This window comes from Apilactobacillus sp., from assembly GCF_025290035.1.
In the GTDB taxonomy this organism is placed as follows: Bacteria; Bacillota; Bacilli; order Lactobacillales; family Lactobacillaceae; genus Apilactobacillus.
This window is the reverse complement of sequence record NZ_JAMBKT010000001.1, coordinates 153901-175051: the sequence shown is the minus strand read 5'-3', so window position 1 is coordinate 175051 and position 21151 is coordinate 153901. Positions and strand designations below refer to the sequence as shown.

General features: G+C 32.6%; 22 protein-coding genes. 19 read left to right on the top strand and 3 right to left on the bottom strand.

Translation table 11 applies throughout. From position 1 onward, the window contains the following. The first annotated feature begins 29 nt into the window (after positions 1-29). The 4 genes from rpsA (at position 30) to M3005_RS00880 (ending at position 4418) form a co-directional block, all read left to right on the top strand. The gene (rpsA, locus tag M3005_RS00895) at positions 30-1247 is read left to right on the top strand and encodes a 30S ribosomal protein S1 (RefSeq protein WP_293792850.1); all 1218 of its coding nucleotides are present in this window, start codon (positions 30-32) and stop codon (positions 1245-1247) included. 78 nt (positions 1248-1325) lie between these two features. Further along, complete coding sequence (gene der / locus M3005_RS00890; RefSeq protein WP_053950089.1) at positions 1326-2633, top strand: ribosome biogenesis GTPase Der; 1308 nt, start codon at positions 1326-1328, stop codon at positions 2631-2633. Between the two features lie 171 nt (positions 2634-2804). Then, positions 2805-3080, top strand: a complete 276-nt coding sequence (locus tag M3005_RS00885) for an HU family DNA-binding protein (protein ID WP_053950088.1) — start codon at positions 2805-2807, stop codon at positions 3078-3080. 78 nt (positions 3081-3158) lie between these two features. Further along, positions 3159-4418, top strand: a complete 1260-nt coding sequence (locus M3005_RS00880) for a tetratricopeptide repeat protein (RefSeq protein ID WP_293792848.1) — start codon at positions 3159-3161, stop codon at positions 4416-4418. Here the strand turns inward: M3005_RS00880 and M3005_RS00875 are convergent. Then, on the bottom strand, positions 4410-5240 hold the full coding sequence (locus M3005_RS00875) for a phage integrase N-terminal SAM-like domain-containing protein (protein ID WP_293792846.1): 831 nt from the start codon (positions 5238-5240) through the stop codon (positions 4410-4412). The genes M3005_RS00880 and M3005_RS00875 overlap by 9 nt on opposite strands. A 122-nt stretch (positions 5241-5362) precedes the next feature. Between M3005_RS00875 and M3005_RS00870 the strand changes: the two genes are divergently transcribed. The 13 genes from M3005_RS00870 to M3005_RS00810 all read left to right on the top strand — a co-directional run bounded on the left by M3005_RS00870 (position 5363) and on the right by M3005_RS00810 (position 18423). Then, complete coding sequence (locus tag M3005_RS00870; protein WP_293792844.1) at positions 5363-6562, top strand: CCA tRNA nucleotidyltransferase; 1200 nt, start codon at positions 5363-5365, stop codon at positions 6560-6562. Between the two features lie 12 nt (positions 6563-6574). Next, the gene (locus M3005_RS00865) at positions 6575-8476 is read left to right on the top strand and encodes an ABC-F family ATP-binding cassette domain-containing protein (RefSeq protein ID WP_293792843.1); all 1902 of its coding nucleotides are present in this window, start codon (positions 6575-6577) and stop codon (positions 8474-8476) included. A 9-nt stretch (positions 8477-8485) separates the two neighbouring features. Then, positions 8486-9436 carry a thymidylate synthase gene (locus tag M3005_RS00860; RefSeq protein ID WP_293792842.1) on the top strand — a complete coding sequence of 317 codons (951 nt, stop codon included), beginning with the start codon at positions 8486-8488 and terminating at the stop codon, positions 9434-9436. 20 nt (positions 9437-9456) lie between these two features. Next, positions 9457-9948: a dihydrofolate reductase gene (locus tag M3005_RS00855; protein ID WP_293792841.1), complete on the top strand. Its 492-nt coding sequence runs from the start codon at positions 9457-9459 to the stop codon at positions 9946-9948. 50 nt (positions 9949-9998) lie between these two features. Beyond that, positions 9999-10886 (top strand): SGNH/GDSL hydrolase family protein, encoded by an 888-nt coding sequence (locus tag M3005_RS00850; RefSeq protein WP_293792840.1) that lies wholly within the window; start codon positions 9999-10001, stop codon positions 10884-10886. 13 nt (positions 10887-10899) lie between these two features. Beyond that, on the top strand, positions 10900-11490 hold the full coding sequence (locus M3005_RS00845; protein ID WP_293792839.1) for a YpmS family protein: 591 nt from the start codon (positions 10900-10902) through the stop codon (positions 11488-11490). An 11-nt stretch (positions 11491-11501) separates the two neighbouring features. Continuing rightward, positions 11502-11720: a YozE family protein gene (locus tag M3005_RS00840; RefSeq protein ID WP_053950079.1), complete on the top strand. Its 219-nt coding sequence runs from the start codon at positions 11502-11504 to the stop codon at positions 11718-11720. 77 nt (positions 11721-11797) lie between these two features. Further along, the gene (ylqF, locus tag M3005_RS00835; RefSeq protein WP_293792838.1) at positions 11798-12655 is read left to right on the top strand and encodes a ribosome biogenesis GTPase YlqF; all 858 of its coding nucleotides are present in this window, start codon (positions 11798-11800) and stop codon (positions 12653-12655) included. A 5-nt stretch (positions 12656-12660) separates the two neighbouring features. Next, positions 12661-13428 (top strand): ribonuclease HII, encoded by a 768-nt coding sequence (locus M3005_RS00830; RefSeq protein WP_293792837.1) that lies wholly within the window; start codon positions 12661-12663, stop codon positions 13426-13428. Between the two features lie 42 nt (positions 13429-13470). Further along, the gene (gene dprA, locus M3005_RS00825) at positions 13471-14349 is read left to right on the top strand and encodes a DNA-processing protein DprA (protein WP_293792836.1); all 879 of its coding nucleotides are present in this window, start codon (positions 13471-13473) and stop codon (positions 14347-14349) included. Positions 14350-14396: 47 nt separating this feature from the next. Next, positions 14397-16505 carry a type I DNA topoisomerase gene (gene topA / locus M3005_RS00820; RefSeq protein ID WP_293792834.1) on the top strand — a complete coding sequence of 703 codons (2109 nt, stop codon included), beginning with the start codon at positions 14397-14399 and terminating at the stop codon, positions 16503-16505. Positions 16506-16574: 69 nt separating this feature from the next. Then, complete coding sequence (gene xerC, locus M3005_RS00815; protein ID WP_293792833.1) at positions 16575-17486, top strand: tyrosine recombinase XerC; 912 nt, start codon at positions 16575-16577, stop codon at positions 17484-17486. Positions 17487-17553: 67 nt separating this feature from the next. Next, positions 17554-18423, top strand: a complete 870-nt coding sequence (locus tag M3005_RS00810) for an aldose 1-epimerase family protein (protein WP_293792832.1) — start codon at positions 17554-17556, stop codon at positions 18421-18423. 37 nt (positions 18424-18460) lie between these two features. Here the strand turns inward: M3005_RS00810 and yidC are convergent, their stop codons facing one another. Both yidC and M3005_RS00800 read right to left on the bottom strand, forming a co-directional pair. Next, on the bottom strand, positions 18461-19390 hold the full coding sequence (gene yidC / locus M3005_RS00805) for a membrane protein insertase YidC (RefSeq protein ID WP_293792830.1): 930 nt from the start codon (positions 19388-19390) through the stop codon (positions 18461-18463). 72 nt (positions 19391-19462) lie between these two features. Next, positions 19463-19741 (bottom strand): acylphosphatase, encoded by a 279-nt coding sequence (locus tag M3005_RS00800; RefSeq protein ID WP_293792828.1) that lies wholly within the window; start codon positions 19739-19741, stop codon positions 19463-19465. Between the two features lie 112 nt (positions 19742-19853). Between M3005_RS00800 and M3005_RS00795 the strand changes: the two genes are divergently transcribed. Both M3005_RS00795 and M3005_RS00790 read left to right on the top strand, forming a co-directional pair. Beyond that, entirely contained in the window at positions 19854-20624 is a 771-nt protein-coding gene (locus M3005_RS00795) for a TrmH family RNA methyltransferase (protein ID WP_293792826.1), read from the top strand. 30 nt (positions 20625-20654) lie between these two features. After that, on the top strand, positions 20655-21146 hold the full coding sequence (locus M3005_RS00790) for an HD domain-containing protein (protein ID WP_293792824.1): 492 nt from the start codon (positions 20655-20657) through the stop codon (positions 21144-21146). Positions 21147-21151: the final 5 nt, after the last annotated feature.

The window sequence follows — 21151 nt, the reverse complement described above, 5'->3', positions numbered from 1 at the left end:
ATTATAGTAGTCTCAAGGAGGAATATCACATGAGTGAATCAGATGAACAAACAAACAAAGATTTATTAGAAGCCTTGGATAGCGTGGACCAAGTTAATATCAACGATGTTGTTGAAGGTGAAATTTTAGCCTTTGATAAGGATCATCAATTAATTATTGGTATCGATAATGCTGGGGTTGAAGGGGTTGTTCCTCGTCGTGAACTATCATCTCAACCTGTTGAAGATGTAGAAAGCAAATTTAAAGTTGGAGACAAAGGTAAATTTGTTGTTATCTCACGTATTGGTGACGATAAAGAAGGCGGAAGCTTCCTTCTATCAATCCGTCGTTTAGAAGAACGTAAGGTTTGGGATGAATTAAAAGCTAAAGCTGAAAACAATGAAACAATTAACGTTACTGTACAAAACGCAGTTCGTGGTGGTTTAGTAGTAAATGCTGGTGTACGCGGATTTATCCCTGCATCAATGATTACTAACCATTTTGTTAGAAACCTAAGTCAATATAACGGTCAAGAATTCGAATGTAAAATTGTTGAAATCGTACCTGAAAAGAATCGTTTAGTTCTATCACATAGTGATGTCGTTGCTAAGAACCAAGAAGCAGCACGTAGTGAAGTTATGGGTAAATTAAACGTTGGTGACGTTGTTGAAGGTAAAGTTGCACGTATGACTGATTTTGGTGCATTTGTTGATCTAGGCGGAATTGATGGACTAGTTCACGTATCAGAAATTTCATACGATCGTGTAAACAAACCTGCTGATGTTCTTGAAAACGGTCAAGATGTAAAAGTTAAGGTTATTGCTATGGACGAAGAACGTGGCAGAATCTCACTTTCAATCAAACAAACTCAAGCTCAACCATGGGATGAAATTGAAGAAAAAGCACCTCAAGGTAGTACTGTTAAGGTAACTATTAAGAGAATCGTTGATTTTGGTGCCTTTGCTGAAGTAATTCCTGGTGTCGAAGGATTAATTCACATTTCACAAATTTCACACAAGCATGTTAATGCGCCATCAGACGTACTTAAAGTTGGTGAAACTGTTGATGCTAAAGTATTAGATGTTAACCCTAGTGAACATCGTTTAGCTTTATCATTAAGAGCTCTTGAACCAGAACCAGAAAATGCACAAGGTTCAAACGAACAAGTCGAAGCTACTGATAATGCTACTGAAAATGCTCCTGAAGAAGAAAATGGATTCACTTTAGGTGACATTGTTGGTAAAGGATTAGACGAAGATAATCAATAATATTTTCAATCTTTAAAAATATCCTTCATTTTTGGTGAAGGATATTTTTTTAATGAAGTAAGGAAAGGGTGAATGCTAATGGGTTTACCTACAGTTGCAATTGTTGGAAGACCAAATGTTGGAAAATCAACAATTTTTAACCGAATTGCCGGTGAGAGAATTTCGATTGTAGAAGATACTCCAGGAGTAACCCGTGATAGAATTTATTCTCACGGTGAATGGTTAGGTCACGAGTTTAGTATGATTGATACAGGTGGTATTGAAATCGGTGATCAACCTTTTGTTAAACAAATTACCGCGCAAGCTGAAATAGCAATTGAAGAAGCTGATGTAATTATCTTTATGGTTAATGGTAAAGAAGGAATTACCAACGCTGATGATAACATTGCTAGAATTTTATACAGAACTAACAAACCAATCGTATTAGCTGTTAATAAAGTTGATAATTTCGAAAGTAGATCAAGCATCTACGACTTTTATTCATTAGGTTTTGGCGACCCATATCCAATCTCTGGGGCCCATGGATTAGGTCTAGGTGATTTATTAGATGAAGTTATCAAACACTTTAAAGAAGAAACAGAAGAAGAAAATGACGATAAAATTCGTTTTAGTTTGATTGGTCGACCAAATGTTGGAAAATCATCATTAGTTAATGCTATTTTGGGTGAAGAAAGAGTTATCGTTTCTAACGTTGCTGGAACCACTCGAGATGCCATTAATACTGAATTCGAACAAGATGGCCAAGAATTCACAATGGTTGATACTGCTGGTTTAAGAAAACGTGGTAAAGTGTATGAAAATACCGAACGCTACTCAGTATTAAGAGCAATGAAAGCAATTGATAACAGTGATGTAGCGCTAATTGTTTTGAATGCTGAAGAAGGTATTCGAGAACAAGATAAGAGAATTGCCGGATATGCCCATGAAGGTGGTAAGGGAATCATTATCATTGTTAATAAATGGGATACACTTAAAAAGACCAGCAAAACTCAACAAGAATTTGAAGCTGGGATAAGAAGTCAATTCCAATACCTTTCATATGCACCAATCCTATTCGTTTCGGCACTTACCAAGCAAAGATTAAATCAAATTCCAGAATTGATTAAACGTGTTTATGATAACCATGCTAAGCGAATTTCTTCATCTATGCTTAACGATGTCTTGATGGATGCAATTGCAATGACACCAACTCCAAGTATTAATGGTCGTAAGTTAAGAATTTACTACGCAACTCAAGTGAAGAGTGAACCACCTACTTTGGTGATCTTTGTAAATGATGAAGATTTAATGCATTTCTCATATAGAAGATATATTGAAAATCAAATTAGAGAACATTTTGATTTCTCTGGGACCCCTATTAAAATAATTTCTAGAAAGCGCAAGTAGACAGTAACTATTAATTCTAACTTTTTTATAAATTATGTGAAAAAAATAATAAAATCGTTGAATTGTAGGCGTTTATGTGATATCTTGAATAAATGTAATGACATTAATTTGTTGTGATTACATAAGTCGAAAAGCATTATTGTTTTCCGAACATTGTGGGAGGTGAAACACATGGCTAATAAGGCAGAATTAGTAAGCGACGTAGCTACTAAAACTGGTTTGACTAAGAAGGATGCAACTTCAGCAGTTGATGCTGTTTTTGAATCAATCCAAGGTAGTTTAGCTAAGGGCGAAAAGGTACAATTAATCGGCTTCGGTAACTTCGAAGTACGTGAACGTGCTGCTCGTAAGGGTCGTAACCCTCAAACTGGTGCAGAAATTCAAATTCCTGCAAGTAAAGTACCTGCTTTCAAACCAGGTAAGGCTTTAAAGGATGCTGTTAAATAATAACAGCTTGCTTTATAATTAGGCTGGTCCGACAAATGTCGAACCGGCCTTTTTATTTTAATCATAGGAGTGATAAATTTGAGTTATTCGCAGAAGGCATTAGATTTTCTGGAAGACGGAAATATTGAAGAATTTAATAAGCAATATAATTTGGCACTTCATCATGATAGTGATGAAATGGTTTATTCACTCGCAGAGGAGTTATATTCTTATGGTTTCACCAACCAAGCTAAAGAATTATATGAAAAGTTATTAAAAAAATTCCCCGATGAAGACGAATTAAGAACAGACATTGCTGATATTTTAATCAGTGAAGGTAATACAGATGAAGCACTTGAACAATTAAGTAAGATTGGCAAAGATTCACCTGCATATCTTCAATCTTTAATGGTGCAAGCTGATCTTTACCAAACTCAAGAATTATTTGAGGTCAGTAGAGAAAAGCTATTAGAAGCCCAAAAAATAGAGCCAGATGAAGATGTAATTACATTTGCATTGGCTGAATTGTTCTATACGATGGGGGAATACAATAAAGCAATTCCTCAATATTTAACTTTAATTAAAAAAGGAATTATGAACTTATCCGCAGTTAATCTGGTTGAACGAGTTGGAATTTCATACGCTAATGACAGTAATTTTGAAAATGCAATTGGTTATTTAAAGCAAATTAAGACAGTTGATATGTCATCCGATGTTAAGTTTGAAACTGCATTTACGTACCTTCAGTTGAAAGAATACGATCAAGCAATTGATATCTTTAAAGAATTACGTGATAGCGATCCACAGTACGCGACCTTATATCCATACTTGGGTCAAGCACTCGAAGCAACTAATAAAATTGAAGATGCTTATAAAGTACTTCAAGAAGGTTTGAGTGTTGATCAATATAATGAAAAATTGTATTTATCTACAGCTAGAGCAGCGCTTAAATTATCTGAAACTGATGACGCACTAAAATACCTTCAAGAAGGTAATAAGATTGATCCAGATGATATTGAAATCGTATTGGAATTATCTAACTTATTTGTATTTAGAGAAGACTTTGAGGAAAATGTAAAGTTATTAAATACTTATATTGAAAATCATGAACTCGATCCACAATTTTATTGGAATTTAGCAATTTCATATGATAAGTTAGACAATTTAAAATTAGCGCATAAAAATTATTTAGCTGCTAAACCATATTTTGAAGATAATGCCGACTTTTTAAAGGAAGCTGCATTATTCTTTAGGGAATATGGTGATAAGGATAATTCATACGAATTATTGAGCAGATATGTAAAAATGCAACCTAATGATGAAGAGGCTGCATTTATGTTAGAAGAGTATTTAGATTAATTTAGCTGCTAATTGTTTATAATAATTGATTGAGGATAAATCCAAATTTAAATGTGTAGATAAGTCTATATCATTTAGGTTTGGATTTTTTTGAATGTAAAAAACAATATAGGATTGAAATAAGGTGGAAGGATTAAGTGACATGTTTAAAACATCTTCACTCGGTTTAAGGTATTTATGAAGCCCTTGAATTGTAATGTTGGGTTGCTTAGATAATCTTTGTTTCAAAAAAATATCAGAAGAACGTTGCTTTTCTTGGATGGGCTTAATAAATTCATCGAACGATGTTTTGAAAATTAATTCATTTTCAGTGAAATTAATAGAGTCTAGTTGTTTATAAAATCCTGTTTGAAGAAACTCTTCGGATTTATATCCCTTGCTAGTTAACAACATTGTCATACGGGCATAAAAATGAACGTTATTGTTCTTTAAAATAGAGTCTAGTTCATTTATCCATTTAACATTGACATCTTCCTTAGATGTCTTTTTTAAGCCTTTTAATTCAATTGTAGGTAAATTGGAGTTCAAATTATGTGTGAAAAGGTAATTAAAGTAGACGTTGATGTGCGATAAAATTTTGTTATAGGTCGAATTACTAATTTGGCGATTATTTAATAGCATATTTAAATATTCCTCAATATCTCGGTTGAATAGATTTTCAACACGATGATCTGATTGATATCCTTTATTAAACTCAGATAAATAATTAAATAATTCGGTTAATATTTTGTTATATTCATCAATTGTAACTTCAGATAAATCTTTAGATGATAAATGCTTTGTAAAACTATCTTGATAAGGGTAATTATTTTTAGCTGACAAGTTAAAATCACTCCTTCTTATATGAATATATTACAGCACTAAAACTGTTAAACTTCAATCTGTAAATTGAGGGATTAATCTGTTAATATTTAATATAGATTGTATTGAGAGTAGGTATAAAAATGAAAATCGAAAAATTACCGAACGAATTTGAAAAAGCGCGTCCTGTAATGCAACAAATTGAAGAAGGTGGCTACCAAGCTTATTTCGTTGGCGGTAGCGTGCGTGACACTATTTTAGGGTTACCAATTCATGACGTTGATATTGCCTCAAGTGCTTATCCACAAGAAATTAAGCAAATATTCAAGAAAACCGTTGATACTGGAATAGAACACGGAACAGTGATGGTTTTATACAATAAAAAAGGTTATGAGATTACAACATTCAGAACTGAATCTGGCTATCAAGATTATCGAAGACCTGATAAAGTAGAATTTGTGAGATCCTTAGACGAAGACTTAAAACGTCGTGATTTTACAATTAACGCTTTTGCCATGAGAGAAAATGGTGAAGTTACTGATTTATTTGATGGACTAGAAGACATTCAAAAACGCTTAATTAGAGCCGTGGGTAATCCTAACGAACGATTTAATGAAGATGCATTGAGAATGATGAGAGCCGTTAGATTTGCCAGCAAATTGGACTTCGACATCGAAGAAAAAACAATGAGCGCGATTAAAGAAAACAGTCACTTATTAGATAAAATTGCAGTCGAAAGAATTTACACTGAATTTGTGAAAATGATGATGGCTAATCGACCTAAGCAAGGAATTTCTGACATGCTCAATACAGACATGTATAAATACGTACCAGTATTTGGAAATTATCCAAAGCAATTAGAAGCGATTACTAAAGTTGATAATTTAACATTATTGGATGAAATTGAAGTTTGGTCATTTATCGCATTTAATTTTGCAATGAATAGAAACGAAATTAGCTCAATGCTAAAAAAATGGAAAGCATCTAATGACATTATTAAAAATACTCAACAATGTGTTGACGCTATTAATAATATTAAGCAAGACCGATTAGATGAATGGGAAATGTATCAAACGGGAGAAGATTTGTTGATAAAGGCCAACCATATCGCTAAATTATATGGTTTTGAACAAAATGAATCAGATCTAATTAGCAAATATGAACATCTTAATATTAAAGATAAGAAAGAAATGGCTATTAACGGTGGCGATTTGATAAAATCAGGCGTAGTTAAGCCAGGTCCAGAAATGGGTAAAATCTTGTTCAAACTAGAAAAAGCACTGGTATGTAATGAGATAGATAATGACAAGGAATCGTTGATAGAAGCCGCTAAAAATTTTTGAGAGAGTGATTAAATGCAAACCCTACGTGCAGAAGCATTAACTAAAACATATGGTGAAAAAACGTTATTTAAAGACCTTGATTTCATAATTAATGAACAAGATCGAATTGGATTAATTGGTACCAATGGTAGCGGAAAATCATCATTATTGAATGTGTTATCACAAGAAGATATTGATTCAACCGGAAACATCGTAACCTCTAAGACTTATACAATTGGATACCTAAAACAACAACCCAAATTGGATGAAGAACTTACAATTTTAGAAGCGGTTTTTGCTGGTAGCCAAGATGTATTTAATACAATCAGACGTTATGAACAAACATTGGAAAATTATTCTAATCATCCAGATGATCCAAAAGCCGAAAGACAGTATTTAGATGCTGAAGCTAAGATGAATGAGGATGACGCTTGGAATGCGGAAAGTGATGTTAAAACGATTTTAACGCAACTAAAAATTGATGATGTAAATCAAGTAGTTAGTACGTTATCTGGTGGTCAAAAACGACGTGTTGGATTAGCACAAGTTTTAATTCAATCTCCAGATTTGTTAATTTTAGATGAACCAACCAACCATTTGGATTTTGATTCCATCGAATGGCTACAAGAATATTTAGCCAAGTATAAAGGTGCATTATTATTTGTAACGCATGATCGATATTTCTTAGATCAAATTGCAAATAAAATCTGGGAATTATCATTTGGAGAATTGTTCGAATATACAGGTAATTATCAAGATTATTTAGCACAAAAAGCCGAAAGAGTTGATCTTGAAGTTGCAGCAGAACATAAGAAACAAAAGTTGTATAAGCAAGAATTAGCTTGGATGAAAAAGGGTGCCAAAGCTAGAACTACTAAACAACAAGCTCGAATTAATCGTTTTAATGATTTAAAAGAAAATGTTGGTAACCTTCAAACTGAAGAAGATGTTGATATTAACCTAGGTCAACAAAGATTAGGTAAAAAGGTTATTGAAATCGAGGATGCTAGTCTAAATTTAAATAATAAAATTATTTTGAGTCATTTTAGTGAATTAATCCAAAGAAATGAAAGAATTGGTATTTCAGGTGAAAATGGTGCGGGTAAATCATCATTATTAAACGTTATTGCCGATAAGTTACCACTGGATAGTGGTACCATTGAGATTGGTGAAACTGTAAAGATGGCTTACTACACCCAACAAACTGAGCCAATTCCAGACGATAAACGTGTTATTAACTACTTAACAGATGTTGGTGAACATGTTACTGATAATACCGGTAATAAGATTAGTGTTACAGATTTATTGGAACAATTCCTGTTCCCTAAATTTATGCATGGAACATTAATTAGAAAGCTATCTGGTGGGGAAAAAAGAAGACTGTACCTACTTAAATTGTTAATGCAACAACCTAATGTATTATTGTTGGATGAACCAACTAATGATTTGGACATATCTACTTTGACCGTGCTAGAAGATTATATCTCTCACTTTAGTGGAACGGTAATAACGGTTTCACATGACCGATATTTCTTGGATAAAGTGGCAAGTCGATTGCTTATTTTTAATGGTGATGGCCAAATTGAAAGTTATGTTGGATTATTTACGGATTACTTAAGAAAGTCTGCGGATAACCAAAAAGTTGAGAAAAAGAAAAATCATGAACAACATATAACTGAAAAGAAACAACAAAATGATACTTCGGATGAAAAGACGAAGAAGAAACTAACTTATGCTGAAGAAATTGAGTATAATGATTTAGAAAAAGAAATTGACGAATTAGATAGTCAAATTAGCACATTAAAAGAAGAAATGACGCACTTAGGTAATGATTACGATAAATTAGCAGATACACAAGTTCAAATTGATGAATTAACTCGTCAATCTGATGAAAAGATCGCTAGATGGGAATACCTAAGTGAATACGTAGAATAGGGGAACGTTATGTTAGAGGATGCATATTTAAAATTAGCTAGTGATGTATTAAAAAATGGTCATCGTAAAGAAGATAGAACCGGAACAGGTACAATTAGTACCTTTGGATACCAAATGCGTTTTGATTTATCCAAGGGATTCCCACTTTTAACTACCAAGAAAGTACCATTTGGTCTTATTAAAAGTGAATTACTATGGTTTTTAAGAGGAGATACAAATATTCAATTCTTACTAAAACACAAAAACCACATTTGGGATGAATGGGCATTCAAGAACTGGGTTGAATCTGATGAATATGATGGTCCTGACATGACAGATTTTGGACTAAGAGCTGAAGAAGATGATGAGTTTAAGAAAGTATATTTAGATGAAAAAAAGAAGTTTTGTCAAAGAATAGTTGAAGATGATGATTTCGCTAAGAAATATGGTGATTTAGGATTGGTTTATGGTAGTCAATGGCGTAAGTGGAAGACCACTACTGGAGATACTATTGATCAAATCCAAAATGTAATCGATGAAATTAAACGTAATCCAGATTCAAGAAGATTGATTGTCTCAGCATGGAATCCAGAAGATATTCCATTTGTTGCTCTACCACCTTGTCATACAATGTTCCAATTCTATGTAACCGATGGTAAGTTGAGCTGTCAATTGTACCAACGTTCAGGTGATATCTTCTTGGGTGTTCCATTTAATATTGCTAGTTATGCATTATTAACATCATTAATCGCTAAGGAATGTGGACTAGAACCGGGTGAATTTATTCATACTTTAGGGGATGCTCATATTTATTCTAATCATGTAAATCAAATTGAAGAACAATTACAAAGAGAACCATATGAAGCACCAAAACTTTGGTTAAATCCTGATAAAAGCAGTATTTTTGATTACGATATGGAAGATATTAAAGTAATCGATTATAAGCATCACGATCCTATTAAAGCACCAGTTGCTGTATAAAATAAAAAGGGGTAAAAATTATGATTTCTTTTCTTTGGGCTGAATCAAACGATCACATTATCGGATTAAATGGCGATTTACCATGGCATTTACCTGCCGATATGAAGTATTTTAAGGAAACTACTACTCATCAAATTATTATGGCCGGTAGAACTACTTATGAAAGCTTTAAAAGACCGCTACCAAATAGATTAAATACTGTATTAACAAGTCATGACAAATCAGAATATCCTAATGATGTTGTTGTATTTAATGAATTAAGTGAATTCTTAGAATTTGCTAAAAAATTTAGTGATAAAGAAATATTTGTCGTTGGTGGTGCTAAAATATTTAGTGAACTAACCGAATATGTTGATAGATTATATAAAACTGTGATTGATTATGATTTTGATGGTGATACAAAGATGCCAGAAATAAATTATAATGACTTTAATTTAGTATCAACTAAAGAAGGAATCTTAGACGATAAGAATATTTATCCACACCGATTCGAAGTTTATGAACGAAAATAAAAAAAGAGGTTACGGATTATTCCTAACCTCTTTTTATGGGGGATTTTAGTTTGAAAAGAATATTAAAATGTCTGCTCTTTTTATTGTTAATTGGCTGCATTGCTGGAATTAGTTTTACTGTGATGTCAGAGAAACTTAATTCAAACAATTCACGTGTTAACTTGTCAAAAAATGCTAAAGTTAATATTGTCGCACTTGGTGATTCTCTTACCCAAGGGGTCGGAGATCCCAAAAAATCAGGTGGATATGTTTCTAGAATAAAAACGCAATTGCAAAAACGTGGTTATAAAAACGTTCAAAGTTATAATTACGGAATTGCTGGTCAAAGAAGTGACCAAATCAATGCCAGAATTCAACAAAATAAAAATCAGCTTACTAATCAATTAAGAAAAGCAAATGTAATCGTAATAACCGTTGGTGGAAACGATTTACTTCAAAGTTTACAGAAAAATGCATTAATAAGTAGCGATTCTGCATTTGAAAAAAATATGGATGTTGCTATTAAAACATACCAAAATAATTTACAATCACTTTTAAGTCATGTCAGAAGAGTGAATGCAACTGCACCGACTTACGTTTATGGAATTTATAATCCGGTATATGTATACTTTCCTAACGTAACTAAGATTAGTCAATATGTGGATAAATTTAATGTCATTACAAGTCATAAAGTTAAGCAATATCGAAAAATGCATTTTGTTGACATTAGTGCCTTAACATATGGTCAATTCAAAACAAAAGACCAAAGGGAAAAGTTAGAAAATAGCAATAAAACCATTTCAATCAATCCGTTCAATTTAATTGAATTAGATGGTTCACAAGGCGAAATAAATAACTATATTTCACCAGATGATCATTTTCATCCTAACGATAAAGGTTATGATTTTATGACTAGTCAATTATTAAACGCAATGAAAAAGAATAATGATATTAAATAAGAGGCTATTAGCAATGGAAAAGAAGAAAGAAAAAAAGTTATTTAAATATTTATTTATTTTATTAGCTTTGTTAATCATTGGAAGCGCGGGTTACGTTTGGGTTCAAATGCATAGCGCTGTTGTTAACCCACAAAGTGGTAAAGTAAATAAGGACAATACACCAATATCAGTGCAACTAAATAAAAAACAAGTAAACGCACTTTCCAGTTATTATTTACAAAAATTTGAAAAGAAGAATAAGAACATGGATTATAAGTTCTGGTTGGGAAACCAGGCATATGTTTACGGTAAGATAACTATCTTAGGTTCTAAGGTTGGTTATTTATTAAGCTTAGATCCACATTTGTTAAGTAATGGTGATATCGAATTAGATGCAAGTAAATTGGAAGTTGGTAAGTTAGATATTCCAGCCAATTTTGTAATTGGTTATGTTGGAAAACATTACAAAATCCCTAAATGGGTTGAATTAGATAGTCACAATAGTAGAATCATATTACACGTTAATAAGCTTGGTGGAAAAAATGAACTATCTTATCAAGCCCAAAAAATCGATATGAATGGTGATGGAGATTTTCATTTTAAGGTTCTAATTCCTAACCAATAAAAGGAGAAATAATGAATAGTTTTTATCATTTTTTAATGACAGAAAGAAATCCAAAAAGTACTGATGCAATTGCTCAATTTGCTAATAATGCTTTTTATGATCAATCGTTCCCAAAACAATCAAATGAGTATGAAGAAATATCTGAGTATTTAGAAGAAAATGCGTCATATTTACCAAGTATGACAATATTTGATGAAGCTTGGGAAAACTACAAAAACAACAAACATTAAAATGAACCTATAATTAGGTTCATTTTTTGGTTATTAATATAGTACAATTAAAATATATAGAATAGGAGCGGATAAATATGATTCAATGGTTCCCAGGACATATGGCAAAAGCCATTAGACAATTTGAAGAAAATATTCACTTAGTTGATATTGTTTTTGAATTGGTAGATGCAAGATGCCCATATAGTTCAATTAACCCAGAGGTAGCAAGAATTAGTCAGGATAAACCTAGATTAATGATCTTAACAAAATCTGATTTAGCAAATCCTAATATCACAAATCAATGGCTATCATACTTTAGAGCACAAGGATATGCCGCAATAGCGATTGACTCCAAGAAGAATACGACTGGTAAATACATTACTAAGGTTGTTAAAGAGTTGTTAGCAGATAAGATAGATGAAGCACAAAAGAAGGGCTTTGATAAAAAAATTATTAGAGCTATTTGTGTAGGTGTTCCGAACGTTGGAAAGTCAACATTATTAAATCAAATCGTAAAACGCCGTGCAGCACAAGTTGGAAATCGAGCAGGTGTTACTAAGGGACAACAATGGTTACGTTCAAGTGATGAATTGGAACTATTAGATACCCCAGGGATACTATGGCCTAAATTCCAAAATGATGAAATTGCTAATAAATTAGCATTATCTGGTGCGATTAAAGATAGTATTTACCACAGTGATGACGTTGGACTATTTGCACTACATTTCTTTAGAGAATTCAATGGTGAAGAACTAATGAATAGATATCATTTAAGCGAAGATGATATGGACTTATCTGATGTTGATCTGCTATTGAAAATAACTGAAAAATTAGGGATGCATGATGACTATGAGCGAGCATCAATGAGAATAATATTGGATGCTAGAAAAGGCAAAATTGGTCGTTTTACATTAGACGCGGTTAGTGATTTGGATAATGAAGAGGTCGAATAGAAAAGATGACTGAATCAATTAAAGAAATTAAAGAAATTTTAAGCCAGGTTGACGACATCAATTCTGATCTAATTGCTAAGTATTGTGATGACAGCAGAACTGGAGTGCAAAAGCTAATTAGTCAAACTAAAAAAAGGATTGAAAAGCTTGAAAACCAAAAAGCTTCATTTCAAGAACGATTAAAATTTGAAAGAGACTTTTGGTCGAAAGGCGTTGAAATTGTTGCTGGTGTCGATGAAGTTGGCAGAGGTCCTTTAGCGGGACCAGTTGTGACATGTGCTGTCGTTTTACCAGAAGATTTCAGTATTTATGAAGTAAATGACTCTAAGCAGCTCTCTGAAAAAAAGAGATATGAACTTGCTAGCAAGATAAAAGAAAATGCTTTAGATTACAGTTATGGAATAGCTGATAATAAGTTAATAGATGATATTAATATTTATGAAGCTACTCGTGTAGCAATGAAGCAAGCAGTCATGGGATTGAAGAAAACTCCTGATGAATTAATTGTTGATGCAATGCAAATCCCTGTGGAAATTGATCAACTAAGATTAATCAAAGGGGATGCCAAAAGCGCCAGTGTTTCAGCTGCTAGTATTCTAGCTAAAACATACCGAGATGATTTAATGAAACAATATGACAAAGAATATCCGGAATATGATTTTGCTAATAATGCTGGATATGGCACAAAAAAACATCTAGATGCACTTTATAAATACGGTGCGACACCAATTCACCGTAAAACTTTTAAACCTGTCACAGATTTAATTAATTAATTTTTTCGTATATACCTTTAGTTAATTGGAGGTATATTGAAAATGAATACGAGATTTTTATTATTAAAGCTTAAGTTATGTGCAGGAATTGGAATTAAATCTGAATATCGGTTCTACGAATGGATGATAGACAGATATAAAACGATTCCAAAAAGCATCAATATTTCAGCAGAAGAAATTGCAGAAATACTAATGTTGAATAAAAATAATTCAAAAACGTTTATTAATTCATATAATAGTGATAAATTAAATAGTGTACTGAATCACCATATTAATCACGTTAAGTGGTTTACCATTTTGGATGACATTTATCCAGAAGCTTTAAAAGAAGCATATATGCCACCAATCGTATTATTTTACTTTGGTGATTTAGAATTATTAAAAACTAAAAATTTAGCAATAGTTGGTGCCAGAAATAATACTGAATACTCTGTCAGTGTTATAAAAGCATTAATGCCAGATATCGTTAATAATCAAATTACCGTTATTTCTGGATTGGCCAAAGGTGTAGATCGTTTGGCTCATTTAGCCGCAATTTCATGTGGTGGGCGAACTATTGCTGTGATTGGAACTGGATTAGATAAGTATTATCCAAAGGAAAACGAAGATTTACAACGGACGATTGCTAAAAGGGATTTACTGATTAGTGAATATCCGGTCGGAGTAACTCCAGCAAAACATCATTTTCCTGAAAGAAACCGAATTATCGCTGGATTGGCTAGCTCAATATTGGTAACAGAAGCTAAGTATCGATCCGGAAGTTTAATTACCGCAAATTTAGCATTACAAAATAACAGAAACATACTGTCAGTTCCGGGGAGAATTGATAGTGACCTTTCCGTAGGTTGTAATGAATTAATTTCTGCTGGTGCAAAGCCAGTACTAACTTCCAAGGATATTTTAGAAGAATATTATTATTAATATTTGCCTTTGGGAGAATCGAAAATAAATTTTAATGAGGGATGCAGATGGCGACTACTACAAAATCAACCACAAAAAAGAAGAAACAGTCGACTAAAAAGAAGTTAGTTATTGTCGAATCTCCAACAAAGGCAAAAACTATTCAAAAATATTTAGGTAGAACATACCGCGTGATTGCAAGTAAGGGGCACGTTAGAGACCTTCCTAAGAGTAAAATGGGTGTAGATGTGGATAACGAATTTGAACCACACTACATTTCTATTCGTGGTAAGGGAGATACAATTAAGGAACTAAAAGCTGAAGCTAAAAAAGCTAAAAATGTTTACCTTGCATCTGACCCGGATAGAGAAGGAGAATCTATCGCCTGGCACATTTCTCATCTACTTGGTTTAAAAGAAGAAGATAAGAATAGAGTTGCTTTCCACGAAATTACTAAGGATGCGGTTAAAGAAGCATTCAAAAACCCTCGTGAAATTGATATGAACCTGGTTGATGCACAACAAGCTCGACGTGTCTTAGATAGACTTGTGGGTTATTCAATTTCACCATTATTATGGAAAAAGGTTAAAAAAGGCCTTAGTGCCGGAAGAGTTCAATCAATTGCACTTTGGTTAATTATTCAAAGAGAACGTGAAATTAAGAAGTTCGTACCTACTGAATATTGGACAATTGATGCTGATATGAAGAAGGGTAAGGATGCATTTAAAGCAAGTTTTTACGGCGTTGACGGTAAAAAGACTGAAATTAATAGTAATGAAGAAGCTCAAACTGTTTTAGCCAAGTTTGATAAAAAGAAAACTTTTGACATTACAAGTGTTGTAAAGAAAGAACGTAAGAGACAACCACAACCACCTTTTACAACTAGTACAATGCAACAAGATGCCAATGTTAAGTTAAACTTCAAGACCGGAAAAACCATGATGGCTGCTCAACAGCTTTATGAAGGAATTAATATCGGTAAAGAAGGTAACCAAGGATTGATTACCTATATGAGAACTGATTCCACTAGAATTTCAGCGCTAGCAAAGCATGAAGCTTCTGAATTTATTCATAATGAATATGGTGCTGAATATGCTGCTACTAAGCCTGTAAAAGGTAAATTGCCAGAAGGGGCTCAAGATGCCCATGAAGCAATTAGACCAACATCAGTTAAAAGAACACCGGCAGCTTTAAAACCATTTTTAACTAACGATCAATACAAATTATATAATTTAATTTGGTCTAGATTTATGGCGAGTCAAATGACTCCAGCCATTATGGATACTATGACTGTTGATATGGAACAAAATGGTGTTAACTTCAGAGCTAATGGTTCTAAACTTAAGTTCGAAGGATTTTTAAAGGTATATAACAAGGGCAAGGAAAAGGATAATATTTTACCTGATCTTGTTAAGGGAGATTCAATTACGATGAGTAAGAATAACCCTGACCAACATTTCACTCAACCACCTGCTAGATACAGTGAAGCTAAATTGATTAGAACCCTTGAAGAAAATGGTGTTGGTAGACCTTCTACTTACGCACCAACTTTAAGTACTATTCAAAAAAGATACTATGTTAAGCTTGTTGGTAGACGTTTCGAACCAACAGAACTTGGTGAAATTGTAAATAATATTATTGAAGAATACTTCCCAGATATTATTAATGTTGATTTCACCGCGGATTTAGAAAATAATCTGGATGAAATTGAAGAATCGAAACAAGACTGGGTTAAGGTAGTTGATAAGTACTTCAGACCATTTGAAAAAGAAGTTAAAAATGCTGAAAAGAATATGGAAGATGTACAAATCAAAGACGAACCAGCTGGATACAACTGTGAAATTTGTGGAGCCCCAATGGTAATTAAGATGGGTAAATACGGTAAATTTTACGCTTGTTCTAGATTCCCAGACTGTCGTAATACTCAAGCGATTGTTAAGAAAATTGATGTTACTTGTCCTAAGTGTAAGGAAGGTGACGTCATTGAAAGAAAATCCAGGAAGAATCGTATCTTCTATGGATGTTCAAGATATCCTGAATGTGACTTTGTTACATGGGATAAACCAGTCGGTAGGGATTGTCCTAAAGACGGTAACTTCTTAGTTGAAAAGAAAATTAAGGGCGGAACACAAGTTGTTTGTCCTAATGGAGACTATGAGGAAGCAGTTCAAAAATAAAACAAATAGCCCCTAAAATATTTTGTATTTTAAGGGCTATTATTGTAAATATGATGAAGAGTGATAAAAATGCAAAAAGATAATGACATTGAATTAATTAATTGGTTCATGGATTATTTGCTTGATGAAAGACAATATTCTAACAATACAGTATTGGCATATAAATCAGATATTCTAGATTTTAAGGAGAGCTTAGCTGATGAGAATAGAAGTCTCCATCAAGCTGATGATCTAGATGTTAGCAACTACTTAACAATTCTGAAGAAGAAAAACGAAAGTAGAAATACCATCATCAGAAAAATTTCATCATTAAGATCATTCTACAAGTTTCTAAATAGAAATAATGAATTAGAAGACAATCCGTTTGATGATGTTAATTTAAAAAAGCATCCAAATCATTTACCAAGATTCTTTTATGAAAAGGAATTATATGAGCTTTTCAAGTCAGCTAAAAATGGTGAAAATAGCCAATTAGCACTTCGTAATTATGCTATCCTTGAATTGTTGTATGATACGGGGATGCGTGTTAGTGAATGCGTTAATCTTTCGTATAAGGATATTGATTTTGATAATAGAATCATAAATGTAATTGGTAAAGGGAATAAACAAAGATACCTTCCATTTGGTAAATACTTAATAAAGGCATTGGATGAGTATGAAAAGGGATGTCGACGAGAAATCATGAATAAATATAATAAAAATCATGATTTTGTTTTTATTAATCAGCATGGAGATCAGTTAACTAGTCGAGGAATTGAATATATTCTAGATGATATTGTGAAACGAACTTCTTTGACTACTAACATCCATCCTCACATGTTGAGACATACTTTCGCTACTCAAATGTTGAACAATGGGGCTGATTTGAGAACAGTTCAAGAACTATTAGGTCATAGTAGTTTATCAACAACGCAAATTTATACACACGTTACTAATGAACATTTATTAAGGGATTATAATAAATTTTTCCCACGTTCGTAGTATAATAGTTGATTTATGAAAGCGCTTTATTGTAGAATTAAATTATAAATTCGTTAGGGGTGATAACATGATAAAAACGATTAGTAATGACTATTTAAAAGTTAACATTAATACTCTTGGAGCTGAAGTTACAAGTGTTTTAAGCAATGAAGGTGTCGACTATATTTGGAATGGTGATGAAAAGTATTGGAAACGTCATGCGCCCATCTTATTTCCGATTGTCGGTAGATTGAAAAATGACGAATATACTTATAACGGTAAAACATACCATATGGGACAACATGGTTTTGCTCGTGATATGGAATTTGATGTAGTTAATGAAAATTCATCATCAATTACATTTGAGTTAAAAGCCAATAGTGAAACCAAAAAGGTTTATCCCTTTGATTTTAGATTAGAAGTTAGCTACGAATTAGTTGATCACAAATTAAAAACTAACTTACATGTTTATAATGAAGGGCAACAAGAAATGTTGTTCTCAATTGGGGCCCATCCAGCTTTTAACGTTCCGCTTGACGGTGTAGGCCAATACAGTGATTACAAAGTCGAATTAGCGAATAAAAAGTCATATGACGAAATTTTCTTTAAGGCTCCTTATGCTGACTTCGATAATGTAAAACGAATTAATTTAATGGAACCGGTGTACCTATCTCATGAAATGTTTTATGATGATGCAAAAGTTCTTAAAATCAACGATGAAGAAATCACTAGTATGTTAAGCAGTGATAAAACTGATCGCGGCGTTTCAATGACAGCATATAACACTGAATATGGTGGAATTTGGTCCAGTAAAGATGCTCCATTTGTCTGTTTAGAACCATGGTGGGGAATAACTGACGGTATTAATAGCGATGGAAAACTTGAAAATAAGATTGGTATTAATAGAATTGAAAATGGACAAGATTTCGAAGCTAAATTCGATTTATTATTTTTCTAAAAAAAGAACCTTTGAATAAAATTCAAAGGTCTTTTTTTTATCTATTTTGTTTTCCAGAGTTACGTTTTCTTAATTCATCATGATTAACGTTATTTTCTTTTGAATTGGTATCTTCAGTATCTGGTGTGATATCTTCTTCTTCGACTTCAGTTAAAATCTTTTTATCTGCATCTTCTGCTTGTTTAGCTGCTTGTGCTGCAATTTCAGCTTTCATCTTTGGACGGTATAGATTAATAATGAATGTTTGTAAACATGCAAACAATCCACTAATAAAGAAGTAAATTCCTAATCCAGCAGGTGCTGATAAAGTGAATGCTGCAATTAAAACTGGTGTGAAGTATGAAACCATCTTCATTTGTTTCTTTTGATCTTCTGGAAGTCCTTGGGTCATTAAGTATCCTTGGATAACATATGCAAGGAATGAAAGAACAACTAGAACTAAGCTTCGATCTCCTAGTTTAACACCTAAGAAGATAGTATGTGAAACTTCAGGTGAGAAACGAATACCATTGTATAAAGCGATGTAGACAGGCATTTGAATTAATAGAGGAAGACAACCGATTCCTCCAGCAACGTTAATATCATTGTCTTTGTACAATTTCATCATTTCTTGTTGAATTTTGGATTGTTCTTCTTGTGAAGTAGCTTCTTTTTGTCTCTTTTGAATTTCCTTCATTTTTGGTTTGATGAAATTCATTTTTTCTTGCATTAATGTTGATTTCTTTGTTTGACTAATCATAGCAGGAAGCAAGATCATTCTCACGATAATTGTTAAGATGATGATTGCTAATCCGTATCCACCAACAAACTTAGCAATGAAATCAAGAATGTGTTGACCAGGTAAGGCCAAGTATTGATAGGTTAATCCATATGGTTTTCCATTTGAGTCAACACGTACACATCCTGATAGGACAAGTGCCAAAGCCCCAATTATTGATAAGGCACTAAACTTTTTAATTTTTTTCATTTTAAAAAACCTTTCATGTAAATTCATTTTTAATGATAACAGAATTGAATATTTTTAAAATATCCAACTTGATTATTTTATCATAAAACCAGTTGTTTTTAGATTTTCGATATTTTTTATTTCAATGTTGTTAACATGTCCGAATGGGGTAGGTGATTGTTTGATAATATTAATAAATTTATCTACAACAGAATCGGTTCCTGAAACGTTGATTAAAACATTACCATTGCTTAAGTTAGTGACGAAACCATTTAAATTTAATTTATCAGCTTCTTTTTTAGTCGAAAATCTAAATCCAACCCCTTGAACTTTTCCGCTTACGATTATTTCTAACGATTTTTTGTCGTTCATAAGATTACCTCTCCATTTATTTATTAATGTATATAGTAACATATATGTTTTATTACTATATTATGCTAAAATAATAGTAAAGATAATTTTTTAAAGGGGCATTAAACCTGGAATGGAACAAATTATTTCTGCTAAAAACGAGCGAGTAAAAAAATGGGTTAAATTAAAAACTAAAAAGGGAAGAACAACTTTCAATCAATATATATTAGAAAGTTGGCACCTTGTTTCAGAAGCTATTAATGCACATCAAACGGTTAATGTTATCCTAACAACTGATAAACAATATGAATTACACCAAGAAGATATCGATAATTTTTCGGGTGAAGTGATTGAAATTAGTGAAGATGTTGCGAAGGCATTAGGATCTACATCGACTCCACAAGGAATATTTGGAATCGTTAATTTGGATAATGATGCTAAAGAGCAAGATATTGATTATTCAGGTGCATGGTTGTTATTAGATCAAATTCAAGATCCTGGAAACATTGGAACGATGGTTAGAACAGCCGATGCAGCTGGTTTTAAAGGGGTCGTATTTGGAACAGGAACATCTAGTCAATTTAATCCTAAAGTATTAAGATCTATGCAAGGCAGTCAATTTCATGTCAGCATATTTGAAGGTGATTTAAATCAATGGATTAGTAACTTCAAAGCTAATCATGTTCCAGTTTATGGAACTGAGTTAAATCCTCAAGCAGTTGGATACTTGGATGTTGATCCTACTGAGAACGTTGCACTTATAATGGGTAATGAAGGTAATGGAATGCAAGATGAATTACTTGACCAAACTGATAAAAATATATATATTCCTATCAAAGGAAGAGCCGAATCACTAAACGTTGCAATTGCAGCTGGAATTTTAATGTTTCATTTAAATAAATAATTATTAAAGTTGATGAAAGGAGAGATATAAATGAAGAATGACGCATGGCAGCATGATCAAGAGTATTTAAGCTATGTATCGGATTTATTAAACAATCCAGAAGTAAAAAGATTGGATAATTATATACAACACCATTCATCAACAAGATTACAGCATTGCATTAACGTTTCGTACGAAAGTTATTTGGTTGCAAAGAAAATGAATCTAGATGTTAAATCAATATCTCGTGGTGGTTTATTACACGATTTATTTTATTATGATTGGCGCACTAGTAAGTTTAATTTAGGATCACATGCTTATATGCATCCTAGAATTGCACTAAGAAACGCTGAAAAGATAACTAATTTAAATGATAAAGAAAAAGATATTATTACTAAGCATATGTGGGGATTAACATTGAGTAAGCCTAAATGTGCTGAAAGTGTAATCGTTGCTTTGGTTGATGATTACGATGCTGTAAGAGAATACATCACACCGAAGTATCGATCGCTTAAGAATAAAATAAAACGCAACGCTTTATAGGATTG

What these genes read in the sequence shown, in the direction of transcription:
- rpsA (WP_293792850.1), top strand. Translation starts at nt 30, where the DNA reads ATGAGTGAATCAGATGAACAAACAAACAAAGATTTATTAGAAGCCTTG.
- der (WP_053950089.1), top strand. Translation starts at nt 1,326, where the DNA reads ATGGGTTTACCTACAGTTGCAATTGTTGGAAGACCAAATGTTGGAAAA.
- M3005_RS00885 (WP_053950088.1), top strand. Translation starts at nt 2,805, where the DNA reads ATGGCTAATAAGGCAGAATTAGTAAGCGACGTAGCTACTAAAACTGGT.
- M3005_RS00870 (WP_293792844.1), top strand. Translation starts at nt 5,363, where the DNA reads ATGAAAATCGAAAAATTACCGAACGAATTTGAAAAAGCGCGTCCTGTA.
- M3005_RS00865 (WP_293792843.1), top strand. Translation starts at nt 6,575, where the DNA reads ATGCAAACCCTACGTGCAGAAGCATTAACTAAAACATATGGTGAAAAA.
- M3005_RS00860 (WP_293792842.1), top strand. Translation starts at nt 8,486, where the DNA reads ATGTTAGAGGATGCATATTTAAAATTAGCTAGTGATGTATTAAAAAAT.
- M3005_RS00855 (WP_293792841.1), top strand. Translation starts at nt 9,457, where the DNA reads ATGATTTCTTTTCTTTGGGCTGAATCAAACGATCACATTATCGGATTA.
- M3005_RS00845 (WP_293792839.1), top strand. Translation starts at nt 10,900, where the DNA reads ATGGAAAAGAAGAAAGAAAAAAAGTTATTTAAATATTTATTTATTTTA.
- M3005_RS00840 (WP_053950079.1), top strand. Translation starts at nt 11,502, where the DNA reads ATGAATAGTTTTTATCATTTTTTAATGACAGAAAGAAATCCAAAAAGT.
- ylqF (WP_293792838.1), top strand. Translation starts at nt 11,798, where the DNA reads ATGATTCAATGGTTCCCAGGACATATGGCAAAAGCCATTAGACAATTT.
- M3005_RS00830 (WP_293792837.1), top strand. Translation starts at nt 12,661, where the DNA reads ATGACTGAATCAATTAAAGAAATTAAAGAAATTTTAAGCCAGGTTGAC.
- dprA (WP_293792836.1), top strand. Translation starts at nt 13,471, where the DNA reads ATGAATACGAGATTTTTATTATTAAAGCTTAAGTTATGTGCAGGAATT.
- topA (WP_293792834.1), top strand. Translation starts at nt 14,397, where the DNA reads ATGGCGACTACTACAAAATCAACCACAAAAAAGAAGAAACAGTCGACT.
- xerC (WP_293792833.1), top strand. Translation starts at nt 16,575, where the DNA reads ATGCAAAAAGATAATGACATTGAATTAATTAATTGGTTCATGGATTAT.
- M3005_RS00810 (WP_293792832.1), top strand. Translation starts at nt 17,554, where the DNA reads ATGATAAAAACGATTAGTAATGACTATTTAAAAGTTAACATTAATACT.
- yidC (WP_293792830.1), bottom strand. Translation starts at nt 19,390, where the DNA reads ATGAAAAAAATTAAAAAGTTTAGTGCCTTATCAATAATTGGGGCTTTG.
- M3005_RS00800 (WP_293792828.1), bottom strand. Translation starts at nt 19,741, where the DNA reads ATGAACGACAAAAAATCGTTAGAAATAATCGTAAGCGGAAAAGTTCAA.
- M3005_RS00795 (WP_293792826.1), top strand. Translation starts at nt 19,854, where the DNA reads ATGGAACAAATTATTTCTGCTAAAAACGAGCGAGTAAAAAAATGGGTT.
- M3005_RS00790 (WP_293792824.1), top strand. Translation starts at nt 20,655, where the DNA reads ATGAAGAATGACGCATGGCAGCATGATCAAGAGTATTTAAGCTATGTA.